This window comes from Streptomonospora salina (assembly GCF_014204715.1).
Lineage (GTDB): Bacteria > Actinomycetota > Actinomycetes > Streptosporangiales > Streptosporangiaceae > Streptomonospora > Streptomonospora salina.
In genome coordinates, this window is the sequence record NZ_JACHLY010000001.1 from 2654675 (window position 1) to 2679222 (window position 24548).

The 24548-nt window shown below is 69.9% G+C and carries 21 protein-coding genes; 13 read left to right on the plus strand and 8 right to left on the minus strand.

What is annotated here, in order from left to right; all coding sequences use genetic code 11:
• The first annotated feature begins 69 nt into the window (after window positions 1–69).
• From murJ (HNR25_RS12155) to trxA, 7 genes are all read left to right on the plus strand, one after another.
• Window positions 70–1842 (plus strand): murein biosynthesis integral membrane protein MurJ, encoded by a 1773-nt coding sequence (gene murJ / locus HNR25_RS12155; RefSeq protein ID WP_312862504.1) that lies wholly within the window; start codon window positions 70–72, stop codon window positions 1840–1842.
• A 107-nt stretch (window positions 1843–1949) separates the two neighbouring features.
• Entirely contained in the window at window positions 1950–3824 is a 1875-nt protein-coding gene (gene murJ, locus HNR25_RS12160) for a murein biosynthesis integral membrane protein MurJ (RefSeq protein WP_376767494.1), read from the plus strand.
• 252 nt (window positions 3825–4076) lie between these two features.
• Window positions 4077–5615, plus strand: a complete 1539-nt coding sequence (locus HNR25_RS12165) for a protein kinase family protein (RefSeq protein ID WP_184635128.1) — start codon at window positions 4077–4079, stop codon at window positions 5613–5615.
• An 8-nt stretch (window positions 5616–5623) separates the two neighbouring features.
• Complete coding sequence (sigM, locus tag HNR25_RS12170; RefSeq protein WP_184639226.1) at window positions 5624–6244, plus strand: RNA polymerase sigma factor SigM; 621 nt, start codon at window positions 5624–5626, stop codon at window positions 6242–6244.
• The gene (locus HNR25_RS12175) at window positions 6241–7173 is read left to right on the plus strand and encodes an anti-sigma factor (RefSeq protein ID WP_184635130.1); all 933 of its coding nucleotides are present in this window, start codon (window positions 6241–6243) and stop codon (window positions 7171–7173) included. The genes sigM and HNR25_RS12175 overlap by 4 nt, the downstream gene beginning before the upstream one ends.
• A 290-nt stretch (window positions 7174–7463) precedes the next feature.
• Window positions 7464–8396: a thioredoxin-disulfide reductase gene (trxB, locus tag HNR25_RS12180; RefSeq protein WP_184635132.1), complete on the plus strand. Its 933-nt coding sequence runs from the start codon at window positions 7464–7466 to the stop codon at window positions 8394–8396.
• A 67-nt stretch (window positions 8397–8463) separates the two neighbouring features.
• The gene (gene trxA / locus HNR25_RS12185; RefSeq protein WP_184635134.1) at window positions 8464–8790 is read left to right on the plus strand and encodes a thioredoxin; all 327 of its coding nucleotides are present in this window, start codon (window positions 8464–8466) and stop codon (window positions 8788–8790) included.
• Window positions 8791–9117: 327 nt separating this feature from the next.
• On the opposite strand, the gene HNR25_RS12190 is transcribed toward trxA, so the two are convergent.
• From HNR25_RS12190 to rpmH, 8 genes are all read right to left on the minus strand, one after another.
• Window positions 9118–10056, minus strand: coding sequence for a ParB/RepB/Spo0J family partition protein (locus HNR25_RS12190; protein ID WP_184635136.1), 939 nt, complete (start codon window positions 10054–10056; stop codon window positions 9118–9120).
• Window positions 10057–10075: 19 nt separating this feature from the next.
• Window positions 10076–10912, minus strand: a complete 837-nt coding sequence (locus HNR25_RS12195; protein ID WP_221458580.1) for a ParA family protein — start codon at window positions 10910–10912, stop codon at window positions 10076–10078.
• A 176-nt stretch (window positions 10913–11088) separates the two neighbouring features.
• On the minus strand, window positions 11089–11808 hold the full coding sequence (gene rsmG / locus HNR25_RS12200; RefSeq protein ID WP_184635140.1) for a 16S rRNA (guanine(527)-N(7))-methyltransferase RsmG: 720 nt from the start codon (window positions 11806–11808) through the stop codon (window positions 11089–11091).
• A 232-nt stretch (window positions 11809–12040) separates the two neighbouring features.
• Window positions 12041–12541, minus strand: a complete 501-nt coding sequence (locus HNR25_RS12205) for a Jag family protein (RefSeq protein ID WP_184639228.1) — start codon at window positions 12539–12541, stop codon at window positions 12041–12043.
• A 146-nt stretch (window positions 12542–12687) separates the two neighbouring features.
• Window positions 12688–13623 (minus strand): membrane protein insertase YidC, encoded by a 936-nt coding sequence (gene yidC, locus HNR25_RS12210; RefSeq protein WP_184635142.1) that lies wholly within the window; start codon window positions 13621–13623, stop codon window positions 12688–12690.
• A 28-nt stretch (window positions 13624–13651) separates the two neighbouring features.
• Window positions 13652–13960, minus strand: a complete 309-nt coding sequence (gene yidD, locus HNR25_RS12215; protein WP_184635145.1) for a membrane protein insertion efficiency factor YidD — start codon at window positions 13958–13960, stop codon at window positions 13652–13654.
• Window positions 13957–14388: a ribonuclease P protein component gene (gene rnpA / locus HNR25_RS12220; RefSeq protein WP_184635147.1), complete on the minus strand. Its 432-nt coding sequence runs from the start codon at window positions 14386–14388 to the stop codon at window positions 13957–13959. Before rnpA ends, yidD begins: the two co-directional genes overlap by 4 nt.
• 90 nt (window positions 14389–14478) lie before the next feature.
• Window positions 14479–14622 (minus strand): 50S ribosomal protein L34, encoded by a 144-nt coding sequence (gene rpmH / locus HNR25_RS12225; RefSeq protein ID WP_084723123.1) that lies wholly within the window; start codon window positions 14620–14622, stop codon window positions 14479–14481.
• Between the two features lie 817 nt (window positions 14623–15439).
• Here rpmH and dnaA point away from each other — a divergent pair.
• The 6 genes from dnaA (at window position 15440) to gyrB (ending at window position 24497) form a co-directional block, all read left to right on the plus strand.
• Window positions 15440–17587 (plus strand): chromosomal replication initiator protein DnaA, encoded by a 2148-nt coding sequence (gene dnaA / locus HNR25_RS12230; protein WP_184635149.1) that lies wholly within the window; start codon window positions 15440–15442, stop codon window positions 17585–17587.
• A gap of 653 nt (window positions 17588–18240) precedes the next feature.
• Complete coding sequence (gene dnaN / locus HNR25_RS12235) at window positions 18241–19377, plus strand: DNA polymerase III subunit beta (protein WP_184635151.1); 1137 nt, start codon at window positions 18241–18243, stop codon at window positions 19375–19377.
• 50 nt (window positions 19378–19427) lie between these two features.
• The gene (gene gnd, locus HNR25_RS12240; RefSeq protein ID WP_184635153.1) at window positions 19428–20333 is read left to right on the plus strand and encodes a phosphogluconate dehydrogenase (NAD(+)-dependent, decarboxylating); all 906 of its coding nucleotides are present in this window, start codon (window positions 19428–19430) and stop codon (window positions 20331–20333) included.
• A gap of 210 nt (window positions 20334–20543) precedes the next feature.
• Window positions 20544–21674 carry a DNA replication/repair protein RecF gene (recF, locus tag HNR25_RS12245; protein ID WP_184635155.1) on the plus strand — a complete coding sequence of 377 codons (1131 nt, stop codon included), beginning with the start codon at window positions 20544–20546 and terminating at the stop codon, window positions 21672–21674.
• Entirely contained in the window at window positions 21667–22164 is a 498-nt protein-coding gene (locus HNR25_RS12250) for a DciA family protein (protein ID WP_184635157.1), read from the plus strand. The genes recF and HNR25_RS12250 overlap by 8 nt, the downstream gene beginning before the upstream one ends.
• Window positions 22165–22559: 395 nt before the next feature.
• Window positions 22560–24497, plus strand: a complete 1938-nt coding sequence (gyrB, locus tag HNR25_RS12255) for a DNA topoisomerase (ATP-hydrolyzing) subunit B (protein ID WP_246463625.1) — start codon at window positions 22560–22562, stop codon at window positions 24495–24497.
• Window positions 24498–24548: the final 51 nt, after the last annotated feature.

A 24548-nucleotide genomic window follows, 5' to 3' on the forward strand; every position in this document is an offset into this window, starting at 1 on the left:
CGGACGCACGCGGCCGCCCGCTCCGCCCACCGCGCCCCCGCAAGCCATGCAATCCGAAGGGAGCCGTCTGTGGCCACCGAGACCGCCAACGGCAGCGACGACCCGGCCGAATCCGGCCGCAGCCGGGACGGCTCGGCGCCGGATACCGCCCCCGCGTCCGACGCCGCCGATCCCGTTCCCGAACAGGAACAGGACGGGGAGCAGGACGGGGCGGCCGAAAGCGGCTCGGGCGGCATGATGCGCTCCAGCGCCGTCATGGCCGCCGGCACGATGGTCTCGCGTGTCACCGGGTTCGTTAAGGCCCTGGTCATCGCCGCCGCTCTGGGCACCCAGCTGCTCGGTGACGCCTATCAGACCGCCCAGACCATCCCCTTCATCGTCAACGACCTGCTCATCGGCGGACTGATCGCCAGCGTGCTGGTCCCACTGCTGGTCAAAAGGCGGATGCGGGACGCCGACGGCGGCGTCAAGACCGAGGACCGGCTGTTCACCGGCGCCCTGATCGCGCTGTTCGCCGTGACCGCGGTCGCGATCCTCGCCGCCGGACCGATCGTCGGCCTGTACCTGGGCGACTCCTCTCCCCGGCAGGTCGAGGTGTCGGTCTACCTGGCGCGCTTCCTGCTCGCCCAGATCTTCTTCGTGGGCATCAGCGGCCTGATCAGCGCCATGCTCAACAGCCGCAACCGGTTCGGCGCTCCGGTGTGGGCACCGGTGCTCAACAACCTGGTCATCATCGCGGTCGGGTGCCTGTTCCTGTGGACAGCCGGCGCCGGGCGCACCGTCGACACCGTCACCCAGGGTGAACTGGTGCTGCTGGGCGCCGGCACCTCCTCGGGCATGGCGCTGCAGGCGGTGGTGCTGCTCGCCGCGGTATGGCGCGCCGGGTTCCGCTGGCGCCCGCGGCTGGACCTCCGCGGTTCCGGCCTCGGCGAAGCGCTGCGCAGCGCCGGGTGGATGTTCGTCTACACCCTGATGACCCAGCTGGGCCTGCTGATCACCGCCAACGTGGTCAACCGCGCCGGTGCCGAGAGCGTGGCCGGCGGTTACGACGTCGGCGCCGGGCTGACCGCCTACAACTTCGCCTACACCCTCTTCCAACTGCCCTACGCGATCATCGCGGTCTCGCTGATCACCGTGCTGCTTCCGCGGATGAGCGCCCACGCCGAGCAGCGGCAGTGGAGCGAGGTCCGCGCCGGGTTCTCCCGCACGCTGCGCACGTCGGCGCTGGTGCTGGTGCCGCTGGGGCTGGCTCTGGCGATCTACGCGGTGCCGGTGGCCACCCTGGTCTTCGCGCGCGGCAACACCTCGGACGGGGACGCCGCCAACATCGGTGCGGTACTGACCGCCATGGCGCTGGGGCTGGTGCCGTTCACCGTCTTCCAGCTGATGCTGCGGGTGTTCTACGCGATGGGAGACACCCGCACACCCGCGCTGATCAGCGTCGCCAACGTCACCGTGCACGGTGTACTGGCGTATACCGCTTTCCTCGTACTCCCGCCCGACATCGTCGTGGTGGGCGTGGCCGCCGGGTTCATGCTGTCCTTCGTCTCCGGGCTGACCATCGCGGGCTTCGTCCTCAGCCGCCGTCTCGGCGGGCTTGACGGGCGGCGCATCGGTGCCACATTGTTGCGGCTGCACGCGGCCGCGGTCCCCAGCGTCGCCGTCGGCCTCGGCGTGCTGTGGCTGTTCACCACCCGACTGGGGGAAGGGGCGGTGACGAACATCGGAGCACCGGTCGTGGGCTGCCTCGCGGGCGGTCTGCTGTTCTTCCTCAGCGCCCGGCTGTTCGTTCCCGAACTCTCGGACGCTGTGGCCCTCGTGCGCACACGTCTGCGGCGGTAGCCCGGCGCGGGTCCCGCCACGGCGGCCGTCGGCCCGGACCCCGCCGCGCATCCCCCCGCCACACGCCGCGCATCCCCCCGCCCACCCGATGAGGAAGCACCAGCGACATGACGCGACCCGTGCCCGACGGCCGACCCGACGACGGGCACCGCGGCACGGACGGTTCCGCGCCGGCGGCCCGCAGACGGCGCCTGCCCATGCCCGACGAAGTCCTCGACGCGGTCGAGCACTCCGAGCCCGGCACCGAGCCCGAGCCGGGGCTGCACCCCGACCACGACCCGTCGGACTACGGCGACCTGGGCACGGCCGACCGGCCCGGCGAGGAAGGCAACGAGATCGGCGGCGCCGCGCACTCGGCGCCCGGCGACCTGCTGCGCTCCAGCGCGGTGATGGCCGCCGGAACCGTCGTCTCCCGCATCACCGGGTTCGTGCGCACGATCGTGCTGGCCGCGGCGCTGGGCACGCAGCTGCTGGGCGACGCTTACCAGACGGCGAACATGGTGCCCTTCGCCGTCTACGACCTCCTCATCGGCGGGCTGCTGGCGAGCGTGTTCGTGCCGTTCCTGGTGAAGCGCAGGAAACGGGACGCCGACGGCGGTACGGCGACAGAGCAGCGGTTGTTCACCGTCATCCTGCTGGTACTGGCCGTGATGACGATGCTCGCCATCGCCGCGGCGGAGTGGCTGATCCGCGTCTACGCCGGCGACTTCACGGGGCCTCAGCACGATGCGGCGACGCTGCTGGCGCGGTTCCTCCTCGCCCAGATCTTCTTCATCGGCGCCAGCGGCATCGCCAGCGCGATGCTCAACAGCCGCGACCGGTTCGGCGCGCCCATGTGGGCGCCGGTGCTCAACAACCTGGTCATCATCGCGGTCGGGGTCCTGTTCCTGACGGTCACCGGGCCCGGTACCACTCCGGACTCGGTCACCGAGGGCCAGCTGACGCTGCTGGGCGCGGGGACCGCCGCGGGACAGCTGCTGCAGGCGCTGGTTCTGGTGGGGTCGCTGTTCGCCGCGGGGTTCCGCTGGCGGCCGCGGCTGGACCTGCGGGGCTCGGGTCTGGGCGAAGCCGTGCGCACCGCCGCCTGGATGCTGGTCTACGTCGGCGTCGCCCAAGCGGGACTGCTGGTGACCACCAACGTCGCCACGCGTGCGGGCGTGGCCGCGGCCCGGGAAGGCGAGTCGGCGGCGGGCGCCGGCATCACGGCATACCAGTACGCGTCCATGCTGTTCCAGCTCCCCTACGCGATCATCGCGGTCTCGGTGATCACCGCTCTGCTGCCGCGGATGAGCGCCCACGTCGCCGACGGGCGCACGGACCTGGTGCGTGCGGACTTCTCCCGCGGCCTGCGGCTGTCGGCGGTGCTGATCGTCCCGCTGTCGGTGGCGATGGTCGTCTTCGCGATCCCCTTCTGCGTGATGATCTACGCCAACGGCAGCACCTCGGTCGCCGACGCCCGGTCCATCGGGCGCATCCTGATGGTGTTCGCGGTGATGCTCATCCCCTTCACGATGTTCCAGCTGCAAATGCGGGTGTACTACGCGCTGGGCGACACCCGGACGCCGTCGCTGTTCGCGCTGCCCGCCGAGGCCGCACACGCCGCGCTGGCCGTGGGGCTGCTGTTCCTGGCTCCCGCGCAGCTGATCGTCGTGCTCCTGCCGATCGCCTACGGGTCCTATTACGTGGTCGGCTCCGTGCTCGCCTGGCGGGGGCTGCACCGCCGGCTCAACGGGACGGACGGACGGCGGATCCTGCGCACCCTGCTGCTGCTGTACGCGGCCACCGTTCCCAGCGCCCTGTTCGCGATCGCGATGGCGACGGGCTTCGGGCTGCTTCCCGGGACTCTGCTGCCGAACCTCCTGGGCATGGCTGCCGGCGGCGCAGTGGGCGCGCTGCTGTTCATCCTGGCCGCCAAACGGCTAGGTGTGACAGAAGTCACAACGTTCCTGGAAATGGTGCGCAGCCGCCTGCTCAGCCGCTGATCACCGGGCGGACACGACCCTGCGTAATCGACCAAAGGACCCAAATGCTCGCTCATCCGCCCACTTCTGGCCACCGAAGGCACCGCAGAGGCGTCCTAGCATGGAACGGCAGTTCTATACCGCCGCACACGAGTTTTCTGAGCTGCCCGAAGGGAGGTTGGGGACAGGCACAGACACGGCCGGATCCGCTTCGCGGACCGCTCCCGACGGGAGCGTCGTCACCCTTCGGCCGTCGCGTCCGTCACTCCCGGCATGAGCACCTCCATGATTGAGCCCGGCGCCCGTCTCGCAGACCGTTACCGACTCGACAGCCAGGTGAGCCAGACCGCAGGGGCCACCCTGTGGAAAGCGACCGACGAGACCCTGGCTCGGCTCGTCGGCGTCTGGACCTTCGCCGACGACTTCCCCCGAACCGGCGAGGTCGTTCGAGCCGCCCGCGCCACCAGCCGCATCGCCGACTCACGTGTCACCCAGGTGTTCGACGCCGACGACAGCGGCCCCGCCCCCTACGTCGTCGAGGAATGGGTGGCGGGACAGTCCCTGTCCGACCTGCTCGCTGAGGGCCCTCTCGAACCCGAACGCGCCGCCGGGCTGGTAGCCGAAGCGGCAGAGACCCTGGCCACCGCGCACACCGCGGGCCTCTACCACCTCAACCTGACCCCGGGCAAGCTGATCTGGAGCCTCGGGGGTGCCGTCAAGGTCACCGGCATCGGCGTCGACGCCGCGATGCTGGGCATCGGCGCGGACAACCCCGCGGCCGCCGACGCCCAAGGGCTCGGGCGACTGCTGTATGCGGCGCTGACCGCCCACTGGCCGACGGAGGCGCGCAACGGCCTGCCGGCGGCGCCGCTCGTCGCGGGCGCCCCCTGCCAGCCCGTCCAACTGAAGTCGGGCGTCTCCCAGTACCTCAACGACCTCGTGTGCCGCTCGGCGTTCCTCGCTCCGCTGCACGGAGGCGCGCTCTCCAGCGCCCGCGAGCTCGCCGACGCGCTGGCCGACGTCCCGCGCATGGTCCCGCTGCCCGTCGCACCGCCCAACGCACCCATGGCCCCCGACCCGGCCCGCGGCACCTCGCGGCGGTCCGGCGAGTTCCCCGCGCAGCCGCAGGCGCCGTCCTCCCGGCAGCGCCAGGCCGCCCCCGCGCCGCAGCGGCGCCGCCCCGGTGCGGGCGGCGTACCTCCCGGGGTCACGAAGACGCTGGTCGCAAGCCTGGCCCTGATCGTGTTCGTCGGGGTCGTCGTGGTCGCCTGGAACATCGGCAGCAGCATGAGCACGGGCGGCGACGAGGGCCCCGGCAGCCAGACCACTGCGGGCGACGAGGAGGAGACCGTCGCCCCGACGGCGCTGGAGCCGCAGGCGGCCAACGGGTTCGACCCGCTGGGCGACGACGGCGACGAGCACAACGACATCGCCGGTCAGGCCATCGACGGCGAGCCCACGACCGCGTGGAACACGCAGGGATACAACAGCGCCGACCTCGGCGGCCTGAAGTCGGGGGTGGGACTGCGCATCGACCTCGGGCAGAGCGCCGAGGTGCACGAGGTTTCGCTCAGTTTGGGAGGAGGTCCCCACGACACGGAGATTCTCGTGGGAGACTCCGAGGATCCGGCCGCTCTGGGCGCCGGCGACTCCCCCGCCGCCGCCCGGAGCGGAGTCGAGGGCGAGGTCGACTTCGAGCTCTCCGAGCCTGCCGAGGGACGCTATGTCGTCGTATGGTTCACTAGCCTGCCCCAGGACGGGTCCAGGTATCGAGGCATCGTCAATGAGGTCGAGCTGCGCGGGAAAACGTGACTACGGTGATTGACGCGGTTCAGGAGCTCCCGGACAAGGAGCTGTTGTCCAGACACGCTCACGGGGACGACCGGGCATTCGGAGAACTGGTCCGGCGCCACCGTGAGCGTATGTGGGCTGTCGCGATCCGCGTCCTCGGCGACGCCGAAGAGGCCGCCGACGCGCTGCAGGACGCCTTCCTCTCGGCCTTCCGGGGAGCGCACCGGTTCCGCGGCGACGCCCAGGTCAGCACCTGGTTGCACCGCATCGTGATCAACGCGTGCCACGACCGCATGCGCCGCAAGATGGTCCGCCCGGCGGTCCCCACGGACGACGCCACCCTCGACGTGATCTCCAACGAGCGGACCAAGGCCAGCACCCCCGATCCCACCGGCAGCAGCGACTCGGCGATGGACGTCCACTCCGCACTGACGCGGCTGCCCGAGGATCAGCGCATGGCTCTGGTCCTCGTCGACATGATGGGCTACCGCGTCGACGAGGCCGCCGACATCCTCGAGGTCGCCTCCGGGACGGTGAAGAGCCGCTGTGCCCGGGGACGCGCGAGACTTCTGCCATATCTGTCCCACCTGAGGAACCCTGAGGCCCCCCGGGACGTCACATCCCCGAGAGGAGGTGACAGGGCATCGTGACGTCTCATGTGGACGCGGAGACTCTCGCCTTGTCGGCCGAAGGGCTGCTCCAGGACAACGAGGAGAACGCCGTCCAGCAGCACGTGGCCGACTGCGCCACCTGTGCCGCGCAACAGTCCGAGCTGGCCGACGTCCCGCAGGTTTTGGCCGAGGTGTCCGCTCCTCCGCTTCCGGACTCCGTCTCCGAACGCCTCGACGACGCGCTGCGGGCCGAAGCCGACAATCGCAGCCCGTACGGCGACACGGGCGACGCGGGCGCGGGCGGCGGTACCGCGGCATCCGGCGGCGCCGGCTCCGAACCTCCCGGCGACGTCGTGCCCATGCGGCGCCGGTTCGGCTCGTCCCACCGGTGGATCAACTACCTGGCCGTCGCCGCGGCCGCCGTCGTGGTCGTCGGCGGCGGCAGCGCCATCGTGCGCAATGTGGTCCTCGGCCCCGAATTCGGCGGGCAGTTTTCCGATACCGGCGGAGCGGCCGGCTCCACCGCCCACGACACCGCGCGGGACTACCAGCCGCTGGTCGTCGAGAGCGGGACCGTCTACACCGCCGCCCGGCTCGACGATCAGGCCGCAACGGTCCTCGACGAGAGCGACCCGACCGCGGCGGACAGCCCGGGCGGCTCTGAAAGCGCCCCTGAGGGAGCGGCCGGGGGCGCCCCGGGTGACCGCTCGGATGCGCCTCCCGACGTCTCCTCCTGCGTCGAGAGCGCCGCCGACAGCTCCGGCGACCGCCCGTTGCTGATCGACCTCGCGGAGTACTCCTCCGACGGGGCGGAGGGCACCGCGTGGGTGATGTACTACGGATCCCGGCCCGGCGGCCGGGCGCAGGACACCTACGACGTCGTCGTCTTCGCACCGGAGTGCGGATCCGAGGGCACCGCCGCGCACGAGGACGCCGTACTGGAGCGCACCACCGTCAAGGCTCCCTGAGGACCGCGCGCCCCGCCCGAACCCGGGTGCCCGCGCTCGTTCGGCCCCCGCCGCACCCGCCGGCGGGGGCCGTCGCATGCGCGCGAGGGAACCGGCGTGCCCGCCGCCGCAGCGGCTCCGCACCCGCCGGGCGGCCGCCGGGAACAGCGCCGCCCCGGCGGACCGCCGGGGCGGAACGTCCCGCCGCACCGGAGGGAATCAGACGCGCCTACCATCTGTTAGGACAGACGACTTTCCCCGCGGGCAGCCGTCAGCGCCCTGCCCGCCGAGCCGACCGGAGGGCGACGATCGTGAGCGACGTCCGCAACGTAATCATCATCGGATCGGGTCCCGCGGGCTATACCGCGGCCTTCTACGCCGCCCGCGCCGACCTCGAACCCATCGTGTTCGAAGGCGCCATCACGGCCGGCGGCGCTCTGATGAACACCACAGACGTCGAAAACTTCCCCGGGTTCCCGGACGCCGTCATGGGCCCCGAGTTGATGGACAACCTGCGCAAGCAGGCCGAACGCTTCGGCGCGGAGCTCGTCCCCGACGACGTCACCGAGGTCGACCTCACCGCCGACCCCAAGGTGGTCAAGGTCGGCGACGACGTCCACTACGCCCGCACGGTGATCATCGCGACGGGCTCCGGCTACCGCACGCTGGACGTCCCCGGCGAGGAGGAGTTCTCCGGGCGCGGCACGTCCTGGTGCGCCACCTGCGACGGCTTCTTCTTCCGGGACAAGGACATCGCCGTGGTCGGCGGCGGCGACACGGCCATGGAGGAAGCGACCTTCCTCACCCGCTTCGCCCGTTCGGTCACCGTCATCCACCGCCGCGAGGAGCTGCGCGCCAGCAAGATCATGCAGGAGCGCGCCTTCGAGAACGACAAGATCAGTTTCCTGTGGAACAGCGAGGTGACGGAGGTCGTCGGCGAGTCCAAGATGACCGGCGTGCGCGTGCGCAACACCGTCACCGGCGAGGAGAGCAAGCTCGACCTCAGCGGCCTGTTCATCGCCATCGGGCACGACCCGCGTGTGGAGCTCTTCCAGGGCCAGTTGGACTTCGACTCCGAGGGCTACCTGGCCGTCGACGCACCGAGCACGCGCACCAAGATCCCCGGCGTGTTCGCCTCCGGCGACGTCGTCGACCACAACTACCGCCAAGCCGTGACCGCAGCCGGCACCGGTTGCGCCGCCGCTCTGGACGCCGAGCGGTTCCTGGCCGACCAGGGCCGGTGACACCGCGACCGCGTCGCTCTCGACATCCCACCACCACGCTGACCGAGCGATTGATGAGGAGTACACCATGGCCGACCTGAAGCAGGTCACCGACAGCAGCTTCGAAAGTGACGTACTCAAGAGCGAGAAGCCGGTGCTGGTCGACTTCTGGGCCGAATGGTGCGGCCCGTGCCGCCAGGTCGCCCCGATCTTGGAGGAGATCGCCCAGCAGCACGGCGACAAGCTGGAGATCGTCAAGCTCAACACCGACGAGAACCCCGAGACCTCCCGGGACGCCGGCGTCATGTCGATCCCGATGATGAACGTCTACCAGAACGGCGAGGTCGTCAAGCAGATCCACGGCGCCAAGCCCAAGCGCAAGCTGCTGCAGGACCTCGAAGAGTTCATCGGCTGACACGGAGTCCACGCAGTCGCCGCGCGTTTCACGTGAAACGGCAGTTACTCGCGCACGGTTTCACGTGAAACGCGTCCCGCGAGCCGGACACCACCCCCGCACGCGCAGCAGCGCCCCCGAGCACGGCTCGGGGGCGCTGCTGCGCGTGCGGGGGTGGTGTCGCCGCACTCCGCTCACGGCCACGCTTCGTCTCTTCGTCCGCCTAGCGCCACAGCGCTTTGTCGACCCGCCGCATGCTTCGTCGACCCGGCCGAGACCTCCGCGGCGGCCCGCCGCACCGGTGTACGTCATCCCGCGGACCGGGCGGCGCCCGATCAGCGCGGCGCCTCACTCCCGATCGGCGGCACCGGGCGCCATGGCCGCGATGATGCGCTCCAAGTCCTCCTTCGTCGCGAATTCCACGACGATCTTGCCCTTGTTGCGCCCCTGGTTGATCTTGACCCGGGTCTCGAAGGTATCGGACAGGCGCCGCGACAGCTCCTCCATCTCCGGGCTGGGGTCGCTGCTCGCCGGCGACTTCCGGGACGCCGAGCGCTTCTCGTCGGTCTCGCCGAGCGTGATGATCTCCTCCAGCGCCCGAACCGACAGGCCTTCCTCGACGATCCTGCGAGCGAGGCGGTCCTGGGTGTCGGACTCCTCCACCGACAGCAGCGCGCGGGCGTGCCCGGCGCTGAGCACGCCGGCCGCGACGCGCCGCTGCACCGACGGCGACAGGTTCAGCAGGCGAAGAGTGTTGGTGATGTGGGGGCGCGAGCGGCCGATGCGCTTGGCGAGTTCGTCGTGGGTGGCCCCGAAGTCGTCTAGCAGCTGCTGGTAGGCGGCGGCCTCCTCCAGCGGATTCAGCTGCTGGCGGTGCAGGTTCTCGAGCAGGGCGTCGCGCAGGAGTTCGTCGTCGGTGGTGTCGCGGACGATCGCGGGGATCGTCTCCAACCCGACTTCCTTGCTGGCGCGCCACCGGCGCTCGCCCATGATGAGTTCGTAGCGGCCCGAACCGAGTGTTCGGACGACGATCGGCTGCAGCAGCCCGACCTCGGCGATGGAGGCGCGCAACTCTTCGAGCGCTTCCTCGTCGAAATGCTGCCGGGGCTGTCTCGGGTTGGGGGTGACCGCGCCTACCTCGATCTCGTCGAGGTAGGCGCCGCCGACTGCCTCAGGCGCCGGCTGCTCCAGCCCGAACTCGGCCGGAGCGTCCAGGCCCGCTGTCTCGGGCGCTTGCGGTATCAACGCGCCAAGGCCCTTGCCCAGACCGCGCCGCTGCTGGCTCACCGACGACTCCCTTCACGTCTCATGATCGGTTCCCGGCGCCCATCGCCGCCCGGTAGGCGATCTCGCGCGCCGCCTCCATATAGGCGACCGCACCGGTCGACCCCGAGTCGTAGGTCATGACCGACTGGCCGTAGCTCGGCGCTTCCGAGACGCGGACGCTCCGGGGCACCAGTGTCTTGAGTACCAGATCTCCGAAGTGTCCGCGTACCTCCTCCGCAACCTGGGACGCCAGTCTCGTCCGGCCGTCGTACATGGTGAGCACGATCGTGGAGATCTCCATCGCCGGGTTGAGGTGGGACTTCACCAGTTCGACGTTGCGCAGCAGCTGCCCGAGCCCTTCCAGCGCGTAGTACTCGCACTGGATCGGAATCAGGATCTCTTCGCAGGCGACCATCGCGTTGACCGTGAGGAGGCCGAGCGAGGGCGGGCAGTCGATGAGGATGTAGTCGAGTTCGCTGCTGTCGTAGGCGGAGAACGCACGCTTTAGCCGCGATTCACGGGCCACCAGCGAGACCAGTTCGATCTCCGCGCCGGCGAGATCGATCGTAGCGGGGACGCACCAGAGATTCTCGACGTCGGGTACCGGCTGGGCGAGGTCCCGGATCTGGGCGTCTTCGACCAGGCAGTGGTAGATGGAGCGGGACTCGGCGCTGCGGTCCATGCTCAGCGCGGTCGACGCGTTGCCCTGGGGATCGAGGTCGACCACGAGCACGCGGTTGCCGTGCATCGCCAGCGACGCCGCGAGATTGACCGCGGTGGTGGTCTTTCCGACACCGCCCTTCTGGTTGGCCACGCTGATGACGCGGCACGCGCCCGGACGGGGCCAGGAGTCGTCCCCGTTGCCGCGCACCGACATGGCTACACGAGCGGCGCGCGCTATGGGCGTATCCAACTCCACCTCGGGTTCCGGCACGGAGATCGCGTCGGCATCCGTTTCATGTGAAACGTCGGTGGCCATGTCTCGGTCCTCCCAGCGAGGCGTTTCATGTGAAACATCGGCGCCGTCGGTCTGGTTCTGGGTCACGAATGACTTCACCTCTTCCGTCCGCGCTTCTTCTTCGAGCCACCCGAGGAGCGGCGGGCCTTGGACGCGCCGGAGTGACCGCTCTCAGAGGTGACCGTCACGCGAACAACCGTGGTAGCGGGTTCGACTTTACCGCGCCCTACCCGAATCACATCAGCAACGCAGGGGCGTTGTGCCGACAAATCACCGCGCGCCTCTTCCAGTTCACTCTCGGCCTGCTCCCCCTTGAGCGCCAGGAGGAACCCGCCCTTGCGCAGCAGCGGAAGCGCCCACGCCCCGAGTCGTGCCAGCGGCGCGACGGCGCGGGCCGTTACGACGTCCGCTCGGATCTCCGACCGCATGTCCTCGGCCCGCCCGCGGCGGACCGCGACATTGGGGAGTTCGAGGTGCTCGATGCACTCCCGCAGGAACACCGTCCGCCGAAGCAGGGGTTCCAGCAGCGTAACGGAGAGATCCGGGCGCAGGATGCCCAGGATCACTCCGGGCAGTCCGGCACCCGAGCCGACGTCGACGACCGCGGAGCCCTCGGGGATCAGCTCCTCGATCACCGCGCAGTTCATCAGATGCCGTTCCCACAACCGGGGCACCTCGCGCGGACCGATGAGTCCGCGTTCGACGCCCGCGCCCGCGAGCAGGTCGGCGTACCGGGCCACCAGCGGCAGTGCGTCACCGAACAAGTGCTGCGCCTGCTCGGGCGGGGGCACCTTCCCCTCAGCACCCGAGGTCATCAGTCACCACCTTGCGCCTTTCAGACCGGCCGGCGATGAATCGACAGGTCGACATGGAGAGAAATCCGGGGGTAGATACGAAAGCGCCCCCCACGATCCTATGCGTGAGGGGCGCCTGCGGGGACGTCGTGTTTCACGTGAAACCCGGGTCGGCGGGGTTCCGCGTCCGCCGCCGCGGCCGGATCGCGGGTATTCGCCGTGGAAACCGGGGAGCCGGGAGGCCGAGCGCGCATCACTCGGCGGGATGGACCACCACGTAGCGGTCGGGCTCTTCGCCCTCGGACTCGCTGCGCAGCCCGGCGGCCGCGACGGCGTCGTGCACGACCTTGCGCTCGAAGGGGCTCATCGGCTCGAGTTCCTTCATCTTTCCGCTCTTGCTGACCTCCTCGGCGGCGTCGGTTCCCACGCGCGTCAGGGTGCGCCGCCGGGAGTCGCGGAAGCCGCCGATGTCGAGCATCAACCGGCTGCGGTTGCCGGTGCTGCGGTGCACCGCCAGACGCGTCAGCTCTTGGAGGGCTTCGAGGACCTCGCCGTTCTCGCCGATGATGTCGTCGAGCGTCGCGCCCACGACCGACACCATCGCCCGATCGCCCTCGACGTCCATGTCGATGTCGCCGTCGTAGTCGGCGATATCCAGCAGGCCCTCGATGTAGTCGGCGGCGACGTCGCCTTCACGCTCCAGCGCCGCGACATCCACGGCCGTCTCGTCGTCCTTCTCCGGTGCCTCCGCCACGGCGACGCCGCCGCCGTCCGCCCCGTCCTCGCTACCGTTGCTCACAGCCAACCGTCTCCTAACGTCTGAGCGGGGCCCCCGCGGCGGCGCGCCTCTAGGGCGTTGCGTGCCTGCGCGCCGTGTACGGAGATCACCCGATAGCCCTACTAACCCTTGCGCTGATTGCCGCCGCGCTTGGCCCGCGGCTGCTTCCTCGGCTGCCTACGCTCGATCTTAGGCTCTTCGACCGGCTCTGGCGCGCTCTCTTTGCGCTTGCCGAGCAGACCCTTGGCGGATCCGTTCGGGGAGGCCGCCGCGTCTCCGGTGTCGGCCGACGAGGCAGTGGCGGGCTTGCGGTAGATGAAGTGCTGCTGGCCCATGGTCCACAGGTTGTTCGTGACCCAGTAGATCAGCACACCGACGGGCATCCCCAGACCGAAGAGGCCGAAGGCCGGCGCCAGGTACATCATGATCTTCTGCGACTGCGCCATGGGGTTGTCGGGCATCTGCACGGTGCTGCGCCTCATGCTCTGGCGCATCGTCAGGAAGGTCGTCCCGCCCATGATGATGCAGGCCAGCACGATCACCGCTTTGGCGATGAGCGGCTCGGCGCCGTAGCTCTCCAGCTCCTCGTTGCTCATCAGGAACTGGGCCGCGAGCGGGGCGTGGAAGATCGCCGCGTTCTGCGCGCTCTCGACCAGGCCCGGGGTGAAGCCGTAGTTGGCGTGCCCCTGGGCGACGTTGCGCAGTACGTTGAACAGTGCGAAGAAGACCGGCATCTGCAGCAGCAGCGGGAGGCAGCCCATCAAGGGGTTGGTGCCGCTCTCCTGGTAGAGCTTCATCTGCTCTTGCTGCAGGCGCTGCTTGTCGTTCTTGTAGCGCTCACGGATCTTCGTCAGCTGCGGCTGCATGTCCTGGATCTTGCGCTGCGTCTGCATCTGCTTGACGAACAGCGGCACCATGATCAGCCGCATCAGAATCGTCAGTGTGACGATGGACAGGCCCCACGCCCAGCCGCTGTCGGGGTTGAACCCGACGGTCGCCAGAGCAGAGTGGATGTGGATCAGCACCCAGCCGACGATGTTGTAAAGCCAGTCCAGCACCGGCCAACTCCCTCTTCCTTCGGTTCGGCTACTGCCCCGGTGGTTCCGGCGCGGTGCCCGGTTCGACGATCGGCTCAGCCCCCTGCCCGGCGGCACCGCTGCGCGGCGGGACGGGATCGAGGCCGCCGGGATGGAATGGCTGGCAGCGGGCGAGCCGGCGCACGGTCAGCCAGAGCCCGCGAGGGGCGCCGTGGACGTGGAGCGCCTCGATCGCATAGTGGCTGCACGACGGATAGAAGCGGCAGACGGGGGGAAGGAGCTGACTGATGAAGCGCTGGTAGCCGCGGATCGGCAGCACCAGGGCTCTCGCCGCCCGACTCGGAGTCTCGTCGCTCATGAACCCGCCAGATCCCCGCCGCCGCGCGTCTCCTCCGGTGCGACCGGCCCCTTGCGACGGCGAGTCGCATTCTTGCGGGGCCGCATCGCCGAAGCGATGGCACCGTCGAGTTGCGCGGCCAGCGTGTCGTATCCCAGGGACGCGGACAGGGGTTTGGCCCGCACTACTAGCAGGCTACCCGCAGGCAGGTGCCCGACCCGCGCCCGCATGAGGTGGCGGAGGCGGCGCTGCACCCGCTTCCGGGTCACGGCGTTGCCGACGGGCTTTCCCACCGCGAAACCGACGCGCGGCTCGGCCGCGGCATCCCGCTCCCGGGCGGGGGGCGCCAGATAGGCGACACTGAGCGCCTCGCGGCCGGCGCGGCGACCGGACCGCAGGACGGAGGTGAACTCCGCGCTGCGGCGCATGCGGTTCTGGGGCGACAACATCGGATCGAATCCTCTGCGGACAGAGCGCACAACGAAGGCCGGCTGCCGCAGGGACAGCCGGCCCGCAGGTCGATCGGTCGACCGTGGCCGTTAGTGGCTCACGGTCAGCCGCGCGCGCCCCTTCTTGCGGCGCGCTGCGATGACAGCGCGTCCGGCACGGGTCCGCATGCGCAGCCGGAAACCATGAACCTTGGCGCGGCGCCGGTTGTTCGGCTGAAACGTACGCTTGCTCACTGCAGGCTCCAGGGGCGTGTAATCGAAGTACTACGGCTGCCCCACGGCAGCGGGGCACGGTGTCTGCGCTCTCCGGCGCCGAAGGGCGTTGCGAACGATCCGCACGGGGCCCTTCAGCGAGGGCGGGCCGACGGCGCCGCAGGCCGCCGTGACGGTGCGCTGCGGCATCGCCGCAAGCGCAGACCGATGACGGCCCAAGCATACCGAACATACGGCCAGGTTCCGTACCGGTCAAATCCACCACCGCGGCCACCAGCGACGATGTGCAGACGACGCCCGCGACGGCAGGTCTCCCGGACGGTTTTCCCGAGCCTGTGGACAACTTCGCACCATGTTCTCCACAGGCTGTGCATCAGCGTCGGGCACCCCTAAGCTGTGGAAAACACGCGGTCGTCGGCCGACTGTGGCCGCACCCCTCCACGGAGCGCTGTCCACAGCCTGTGCGCATGCATCGCAACCACGATGATCTGCGAATTGTGGATAACTCACCGTCCGCGGACCACGTCTGGGAAGCTGTGCAAAAGCACGTGGACAACGTGTGGATCACGCCTCGCAGTTGTGGAAACACGTCATGTCGAGGGTGATCTCCCTCCTGCCGCCCCGCATTCCTCCGTACACAGGTGATCCACAGAACACCGCAGGTTACCCACAAGACGCCGGGTTGTGGACCGACGGCGCGGCCCGGTCCCGCACCCGTACACACAACCGCGACAATGGAATGTCGAGCTCCGGAGCCCGGACCGTCGACGACGAACCGAACCTCCCTACGGTGCATCGAGGAGACCAGTGAGAAGGGGACGAACCATGGCAGGTCACCGTGTCTGAGGCACAGGTCAACCTCGCAATGGTGTGGTCGAGCGTGCTCAACAGCCTCGACAACAGCACTCTCCCCCCGCAGCAGCGCGCGTGGCTTCCCCAGACCCGACCGCTCGGGCTGATCGAGGACACCGCCCTGCTGGCCGCACCCAACGAGTTCGCCAAGGAAGTGCTGGAGACCCGCCTGCGACCGGCGATCAGCGAGGCGCTCTCCAGCGAGCTCGGCCGGGAGATCCGGGTGGCGGTCACCGTCGACCCCGCAGCGGTCCAGCCGCCCCCGTCCGCCGCGCCGACCGCCGCCGGCGGCTACACACCGCCCTCCCCCGACCCCGCAGCGGGGTCCCCCGCGCCGGGCGCCGGTTCGGGGCCGCGGCAGCAGCCGGCCATAGCGCCCGAGGACCTGCCGGGCTCGCCCGCGGCGACCGAAGAGGTCCCCGACGGCCAATTCGGGCAGCCGGGACACGACGAACCGGGGCGACACCAGTACGGGCAGCCGGGACACCACGAACAGCAGTCCCAGGGACAGCAGGCGGCGCAGAGCCGGGCGGAACAGCTGCCCAGCTCCTATGCGGCTCCCGAGCCTCCGCGTTCCGATTCCCGCGGGTCCGGCGCCGACCCCGACGACGGCTATCCGGAAGGCGCCTACCCGGGCGGCGACGATCTGCTCGCGCCGCGCCGCGACCCCGGCGCACACGAGTACCGGTCCGCACCGCCCCGCCCCGAGCCGGAGCCCGCCCCCCGACCCCAGCAGCAGCCGGACCCCCGATACCGGCAGCAGCCCCACCAGCCCCCTGAGCCCCAGTCCCGGGGAGACCACCTCCGCCCGGACCAACCCGCCGCCGCCGAATGGGACGGACCGAACCGCTGGGAGACGCCCGCCGGGGAGACCGGAGGACCGGGGCCGGGGCGCCAGGCCGCCGACGGCCCCTCGGACCAGGGCGACCAGCACCGCCGCGAGCCCGGCTCCGCCGCATCCGAGCCCGCGGACCGGCCGCCGGCCGACGCCCCGGGTGAGGGCGGCGGCGCCGAGGCGGTGCAGGGGGCCGCTCCCCCGCCGCCGACGCCCGCGGCGCCCGACACGTCGGGGGGCAACCAGCCCCACACCTCGGCCGAGCCCGCGCGGCTGAACCCCAAGTACACCTTCGACACCTTCGTCATCGGCTCCAGCAACCGGTTCGCCCATGCGGCGGCGGTCGCCGTGGCCGAAGCGCCGGCCAAGGCATACAACCCGCTGTTCATCTACGGCGGCTCGGGCTTGGGCAAGACGCATCTGCTGCACGCCATCGGCCACTACTCCCAGCGGCTCTACGACGGCGCCCGTGTGCGCTATGTCAGCTCGGAGGAGTTCACCAACGAGTTCATCAACTCCATCCGCGACGGCAAGGCCGACGGTTTCCGGCGGCGCTACCGCGACATCGACGTCCTCCTGGTCGACGACATCCAGTTCCTGGAGAACAAGGAGCAGACGCAGGAGGAGTTCTTCCACACCTTCAACACGCTGCACAACTCCAACAAGCAGATCGTAATCTCCAGCGACCGCCCGCCCAAGCAGCTGGTCACGCTGGAGGACCGGCTGCGCAACCGGTTCGAGTGGGGCCTGATCACCGACGTCCAGCCGCCCGAGCTGGAGACCCGGATCGCGATCCTGCGCAAGAAGGCCGCACAGGAAGGGCTGGCGGCGCCGCCCGAGGTGCTGGAGTTCATCGCCAGCAAGATCGCCACGAACATCCGGGAGCTGGAGGGCGCGCTGATCCGCGTCACCGCCTTCGCCAGCCTCAACCGGCAGTCGGTGGACCTGCATCTGACCGGGATCGTCCTCAAGGACCTGATCCCCGACGACGAGGGGCCCGAGATCACCGCCTCGGCCATCATGGCCCAGACGGCGTCCTACTTCGGGCTCAGCGCGGACGATCTGTGCGGTACGTCTCGCTCGCGTGTGCTGGTCACCGCGCGGCAGATCGCCATGTACCTGTGCCGCGAACTCACCGATCTGTCGCTGCCCAAGATCGGCCAGCAGTTCGGCCGCGACCACACCACGGTGATGCACGCCGACCGCAAGATCCGCTCGCTGATGGCCGAGCGCCGGTCCATCTACAACCAGGTCACCGAGTTGACGAACCGGATCAAGCAGAAGTCGCGAAACGGCTGACCTCCCGTCCGCCCCGCTGCGGCCGGATCGGACCGGCCGCGGGCCGCGGAATTTTCTCGCGCCGATTTCGCGCCGATCTGACCGAAGTTGTCCCCAAGGCGGGCGGGTTGTCTGTGGAAAACTCGTGGATAACCCTGCGGATAACCGGCCGATTCCCGTGGACAACTTGGGGACGGGCTGTGGGGCGCGTCCACTGCCCGTCCCGCCCGGTCCCCCGGCACTTGTGGGTAACCCGTGGACAACCTGTGGAACGGCCGTGGACAACCTGTGGATCGATTGTGCAGGCCCGTCGGCCGTCCACAGCGAGCCGAGTTCTCCCCAAGCTCCGCCCACAGGGGCGGTGGACAAAAATCGCGGGGATGACCTGCGAATACAATGGTTGTCCACACTATCCACAACCCCTACTACTACGACGCCACCCCTTATCCCTCAGTGCCTTGGTAAAACAGCTCAGCCCCTCATCTGTGGACAGCCCGGCCCTGACCCCCGCCTCGGCACCAGGCGGGTCGGCGATCGAGTGTTGACGGGCAGCAGCGGCGGGCGAATCCGGGTACCGTGTGAAACCGTCCCCGTGAAGCGACCGGTGCCACCGCCGCGACAGCGCCCCCAGCACTCACAGGGACCACCTGGTTTCGAGGAAAGTGAGTCGGATAGTGAAGTTCCGGGTCGAACGTGACGTACTGGCCGACGCCGTCGCCTGGACCGCCCGCAGCCTGCCGTCCCGGCCGTCGGTTCCGGTCCTGGCCGGCATGCTGCTGGACGCCACAGCGGACGACGGCGGCAGGCTGCGGCTCTCCAGCTTCGACTACGAGGTCTCCGCTCAGGTATCGGTGGACATCGACGCCGAGGAAGCGGGAACCACGCTGGTCTCCGGCCGCCTGCTCGCCGAGATCACGCGGAACCTCCCTCCCCAGACCGTGGAGATCAGCACCGACGGAGCCAAGGTCGTGGTCTCCTGCGGCAGCGCGAAGTTCACACTGCTGACCCTGCCTGTGGAGGACTACCCCTCGCTTCCGGCCATGCCCGAGCAGACCGGCTCGATCGGCAGCGACGCCTTCGCCGCCGCCGTCGGCCAGGTCGCCGTAGCGGCCGGACGCGACGACACGCTGCCGATGCTCACCGGCGTGCGCATCGAGATCGAGGGCGACACCGTCACGCTCGCCTCGACCGACCGCTACCGCCTGGCGGTGCGCGAAATCCCCTGGAAACCGGAGAACCCCGACGTCTCCGCCGTCGCGCTGGTCCCGGCCAAGACCCTCGCCGACACCGCCAAGTCCCTGACCAGCGGCGCCGAAGTCTCCATCGCGCTGGCCAACGCCGAAAGCGGCGAGGGCATGATCGGGTTCGAGGGCGGCGGCCGCCGCACCACCACGCGCCTGCTCGACGGCGAGTTCCCGAAGTACCGCGCGCTGCTGCCCGACTCGTTCAACTCGGTGGCCGAGATCCAGCGCACCGAATTCATCGAAGCCGTCAAGCGCGTCTCGCTGGTCGCCGAGCGCAACACTCCGCTGCGGCTGGCCTTCAGCGAGGGCCGGCTCGTACTTGAAGCCGGAACCGGCGACGAGGCACAGGCTGTGGAGGCCTTGGACGCCTCTCTGGACGGCGACGAGGTCCAGATCGCCTTCAACTCCGCGTTCCTGCTCGACGGCCTCTCTGCGATCGACTCCGACGTCGCACGGCTGCAGTTCACCACCTCGACCAAGCCTGCGATCATCACGGGCAAGCCCGCCGACGACGAGGCGAGTGCCGACTACCGCTACCTGATCATGCCCGTCCGGTTGTCGGGCTGACACCGTCGGCGAGAGCACACCGACCCGGCTCCTATAGGGGGATGAGACGCATGCAGCTAGGGATGGTCGGACTGGGCAAGATGGGCGGCAACATGGCCGGCCGCTTGCGCGACAAGGGCCATGAGGTCGTCGGCTTCGATTTCGACCCCGAGTTGCGCGACGTAGCCGATCTGGCCGAGCTCGTCCAGCGGCTCGCGGCCCCGCGCACCATCTGGCTCATGGTCCCCGCGGGCGCCCCCACCCGCGAGACCGTCGACCGGCTCGCGGAACTGCTGGAGGCCGGCGACCTCGTCGTCGAGGGCGGCAACTCCCACTACGCCGACGACCGGCGCTGCGCCGAGCACCTGCGCGAGCGCGGGATCGGCTACGTCGACGCGGGCGTGAGCGGCGGCGTGTGGGGCCGCCAGGAGGGCTACGGGATCATGGTCGGCGGTGATCCCGAGGACGTCGCGCGCGGCGAGCCGGTCTTCACCGAACTGACTCCCGACGAGGGCGGCTACGTGAAAGCCGGCGGCGTCGGCGCCGGCCACTTCGTCAAGATGGTGCACAACGGCATCGAGTACGGCATGATGCAGGCCTTCGCCGAGGGCTACGAGCTGATGGCCGCCTCCGACATCGTCGACGACGTCCCCGGGACCTTCGAAAGCTGGCGCGAGGGGACGGTCGTGCGCTCCTGGCTGCTGGACCTGCTCGTGTGCGCTCTGCGCGAGGACCCCGGGCTCGACGCCATCCGGGGCTATGCCGAGGATTCCGGCGAGGGCCGGTGGACGGTGCAGGCGGCGGTGGACCACGCCGTGCCCGCTCCGGTGATCACCGCGGCGCTGTTCGCGCGCTTCGCCTCGCGCCAGGACGACAGCCCCGCGATGAAGGTGGTCGCGGCGCTGCGCAACCAGTTCGGCGGACACGAGGTCACCGCCTCCGGCGACGACGCCGCCGAGAATTCGCCCGGGAGCTGACCGCTCCCCCGCCGCCCGGCGGTCGGGCGCCCCGCCGCCGACCGTCCAGGGCGGGCGCACCCCGGCCGCGTGTCGGCGGTGCGCGGTTGACGTGACTGCGGAGCCCGGTCGCCGCGCCGACGCGACCGGCCGTGCCTACCGGGTTTCACGTGAAACCCGGCGAACCTGCGCACCTCGCCACCGGCGTTCCCGGGTATCAGGAGAGGTCGGATGTACGTTTCACACCTCCAACTGGCCGACTATCGGTCCTACGAGTCGGTCCATCTGGAGCTCGGTCCCGGGATCAGTACGTTCGTCGGACCCAACGGCCAGGGCAAGACCAACCTCGTCGAGGCGATCGGCTACGTCGCCACTCTGGGCAGCCACCGTGTGGCCACCGACGCGCCGCTGGTCCGCAAGGGCGCCGAGCGCGCCATCGTGCGCGCCGCCATCGTCAAGGACGAGCGCCAAGCCGTCGTCGATCTGGAGATCAACCCCGGAAAGGCGAACCGCGCCCGGCTCAACCGGGCACCCGCCACCCGCCCCCGCGAGGTGCTGGGCGTGCTGCGGACCGTGCTGTTCGCCCCCGAGGACCTCGCACTGGTCAAGGGCGACCCCGGGGAGCGGCGGCGTTTCCTCGACGAGCTCCTCGTCGCCCGGGCTCCCCGGATCGCGGGGGTGCGCTCCGACTACGAACGCGTCCTCAAGCAGCGCAACGCGCTGCTCAAGTCCGCCTCGGCCCAGTTCTTCAAGCGCGGCGAACCCGACCTGTCGACCCTCGACGTGTGGAACGAGCACCTCGCCGTCGCCGGGGCCGAGCTGCTGGCCGCGCGTCTGGCCCTGGTGGCCGAACTCCAGCCGCTGGTGGGCAAGGCCTACAGCGAGCTGACCACCGTCGGCGGACCGCCGGTGCTGCAGTACCGCTCCTCGGCCGCGGCCTCCGACGAGGAGCCGCCCGCCGACCGCGAGCAGCTCGCGCAGCTGCTGCGGGAGGCTCTGGCCGAGGCACGCGTGCAGGAGCTGCAGCGCGGCGTCAGTCTCATCGGTCCGCACCGCGACGACCTGCACCTGCGCCTGGACGAGCTTCCGGCCAAGGGATACGCCAGCCAGGGCGAGTCCTGGTCCTACGCGCTGGCGCTGCGGCTGGCGGGCTTCGAGCTGCTGCGCGCCGACGGCGACGATCCCGTGCTGCTGCTCGACGACGTCTTCGCCGAACTCGACTCCGAGCGCCGCAGCCGCTTGGCCGAGCACGTCCGCCATGCCGAGCAGGTGTTCGTCAGCGCCGCCGTCGCCGAGGACATCCCGCCGGAGCTGCAGGGCGACCGGTTCCGCGTCGTCGAAGGGGGGATCGAACATGAGTGAGGACACCCCGGACCCCTCCCCCGCCGAAGAGCAGCCGGCGCCCAGCGGTGCCGACCTCGCCCGCCAGGCGCTGGCCCAGGCCAAGGCCGCTGCACGCGAGCGGGGCGCATCGCCCGAGCAGCGCCCCCGCCCGGTGCGCCGCAGGTCGGGGCGCTCGCGCAACGAACCGCAGCTGTTCGGCGACGCGGTGCGCGCATGGCTGGTCGAGCACGGCTTGCAGGAGCAGGTGGCGGTCGGCGGCGTCTTCGGCCGGTGGAACGAGATCGTGGGCGACTACAACGCCCAGCACCTGCGTCCGGTCTCCTACGAGGGCGGCGAGCTGGTCGTGGCCGCGGACTCGGCGACCATGGCGGCCCACGCCCGCGCCATGGTGCGCGATCTGCTGCGCAGGCTGAACGAGGAGCTCGGGCACGGCACGGTGACATCCATCAAGGTCCAGGCTCCCGGCCGCGGGCGCGGGCGCGGTCCCGGGCCGCGGCGGGTGCGCTGATCGTTCGGTGATCGCGGCCTCACCCGGGGTTGACCGGGGATTGAATAGGCGGATGCCGCTGAACGGCGCTGAACGGCGCGGGGAATTGTTGACGGGGTCGCTCGCGTGTAGGGAGTCCGGTCCCGGTCTGTTCACTCGTTCTCGTGCGGCACAGCGCCGCGGATGCCACTTTCCGGTCGTTCGCGAGGTATCATGTACGTAGTTCTTCGGACGCTTCCGCCGGTATAGCCCGCCCCAAAGAGGAGAGGGCGGTGGGAAACGGGGCGGTAGGCGATGACCAGGCGCAGGATGTACCGGCGGTGCAGATGCGTGCTGCGTGGCAGACGGCCCGGTTGACCTCCCCATGTCCTGGGGGCACCGGACGGGACGCGTCCCCAGCAGGAGGGTGTTTCCACTTGGCCTACGACGCTTCAGCGATCACGATTCTTGAAGGGCTCGAGGCGGTACGCAAACGCCCCGGCATGTACATCGGATCGACCGGTGAGCGCGGACTCCACCACCTCGTCTACGAGGTCGTGGACAACTCGGTCGACGAGGCGCTCGGGGGGTACGCCAGCGCCATCGAGGTGACCCTGCAGGCCGACGGCGGTGTGCGCGTGGCCGACAACGGCCGCGGTATGCCCGTCGACACCCACCCGGTCGAGAATCGTCCCGCGGTGGAGGTCATCCACACCACGCTGCATGCGGGCGGCAAGTTCGACGGCAAGTCCTACGCGGTCTCCGGCGGGCTTCACGGGGTCGGCGTCACCGTCGTAAACGCGCTCTCGTCCCGTCTGGAGATCGAGATCTGCCGGGACGGCAGCGTGTGGCGGCAGAGCTACGACACGGCCCGCCCCGTCGCCCCTCTCGCGCGCGGGGAGGAAACCGCCGACACCGGCACCCAGACGACCTTCTGGGCCGACGAGACGATCTTCGAGAGCACGACGTACAGTTTCGAGACCCTCGCGCGGCGCATGCAGGAGATGGCGTTCCTGAACAGGGGACTGTCGATCACCATCCGCGACGAGCGACCGGAGTTCGTCGGCGATACCCCGCTGGTGCACACCTACCACTACGAAAACGGCATCTCGGACTTCGTCGCGCATATCAACACGACGAAGGAGCCCGCCCACGCCACGATCATCGGGTTCGAGGAAGAGGGCGAGGGGATCTCCACCGAGATCTCCATGCAGTGGAACCAGTCGTTCACCTCCTCGGTGCACACCTTCGCCAACACCATCAACACCGCTGAGGGCGGCACGCACGAGGAAGGCTTCCGCACCGCGCTGACCTCCGTGGTCAACCGCTACGCGCGCGAGCAGAAGCTGCTGCGGGAGAAGGACGACAACCTCACCGGCGACGACATCCGCGAGGGCCTGACCGCCATCATCTCGGTCAAACTGGCCGACCCCCAGTTCGAGGGCCAGACCAAGACCAAGCTGGGCAACACCGAAGCCAAGTCGTTCGTCCAGCGCGTCACCCACGAGCACCTGCGCGACTGGTTCGAACGCAACCCCGGCGAAGCCAAGGACGTCGTCACCAAGGCCAGCCAGGCGGCCCGCGCCCGCATCGCCGCGCGCCAGGCGCGCGACCTGACCCGGCGCAAGACGCTGCTGGAGTCCACGTCCCTGCCGGGCAAGCTCTCGGACTGCCAGTCCACCGAGCCGGAGAAGTCCGAGGTCTACATCGTCGAGGGCGACTCCGCCGGCGGCTCCGCCAAGGGCGGCCGCGACCCGCACTACCAGGCGATCCTGCCCATCCGCGGCAAGATCCTCAACGTCGAGAAGTCGCGCATCGACCGGATCCTCAAGAACAACGAGGTCCAGGCGATCATCACCGCCCTGGGCACCGGCATCCACGACGACTTCGACGCCTCGAAGGTGCGGTACCACAAGATCATCCTGATGGCCGACGCCGACATCGACGGCCAGCACATCCGCACGCTCCTGCTCACGCTGCTGTTCCGGTTCATGAAGCCCCTGATCGAGGCGGGCTACGTCTACCTCGCGCAGCCGCCGCTCTACAAGATCAAGTGGGATCAGCGCGGCGGCGACTCCGACTACGCCTACTCCGACCGCGAGCGCGACGAACAGGTCGCCGCCGGCATCGCGGCCGGCAAGCGCGACCCCCGGCCGCGCGACCTCGTGCAGCGCTTCAAGGGCCTCGGCGAGATGAACGCCAAGGAGCTCTGGGAGACCACGATGGATCCCGACGGCCGCGTCCTGCTCCAGGTGAACCTCGACGACGCCGCCCAGGCCGACGAGATGTTCAGCGTGCTCATGGGCGAGGACGTCGAGTCCCGGCGCTCCTTCATCCAGCGCAACGCCCGGGACGTCCGCTTCCTCGACATCTGATACCGGCACATCCCGACGGCAGCGAACGACTCAGCAGAAAAGGATCGACAT

Bases quoted from the DNA above. Each gene is read 5' to 3' on its own strand.
- murJ (WP_376767494.1), top strand. From the start codon at position 1,950: ATGACGCGACCCGTGCCCGACGGCCGACCCGACGACGGGCACCGCGGC.
- HNR25_RS12165 (WP_184635128.1), top strand. From the start codon at position 4,077: ATGAGCACCTCCATGATTGAGCCCGGCGCCCGTCTCGCAGACCGTTAC.
- trxA (WP_184635134.1), top strand. From the start codon at position 8,464: ATGGCCGACCTGAAGCAGGTCACCGACAGCAGCTTCGAAAGTGACGTA.
- HNR25_RS12195 (WP_221458580.1), bottom strand. From the start codon at position 10,912: ATGTCGGTGCGCGGCAACGGGGACGACTCCTGGCCCCGTCCGGGCGCG.
- rsmG (WP_184635140.1), bottom strand. From the start codon at position 11,808: ATGACCTCGGGTGCTGAGGGGAAGGTGCCCCCGCCCGAGCAGGCGCAG.
- yidD (WP_184635145.1), bottom strand. From the start codon at position 13,960: ATGAGCGACGAGACTCCGAGTCGGGCGGCGAGAGCCCTGGTGCTGCCG.
- rnpA (WP_184635147.1), bottom strand. From the start codon at position 14,388: ATGTTGTCGCCCCAGAACCGCATGCGCCGCAGCGCGGAGTTCACCTCC.
- gnd (WP_184635153.1), top strand. From the start codon at position 19,428: ATGCAGCTAGGGATGGTCGGACTGGGCAAGATGGGCGGCAACATGGCC.
- recF (WP_184635155.1), top strand. From the start codon at position 20,544: ATGTACGTTTCACACCTCCAACTGGCCGACTATCGGTCCTACGAGTCG.
- HNR25_RS12250 (WP_184635157.1), top strand. From the start codon at position 21,667: ATGAGTGAGGACACCCCGGACCCCTCCCCCGCCGAAGAGCAGCCGGCG.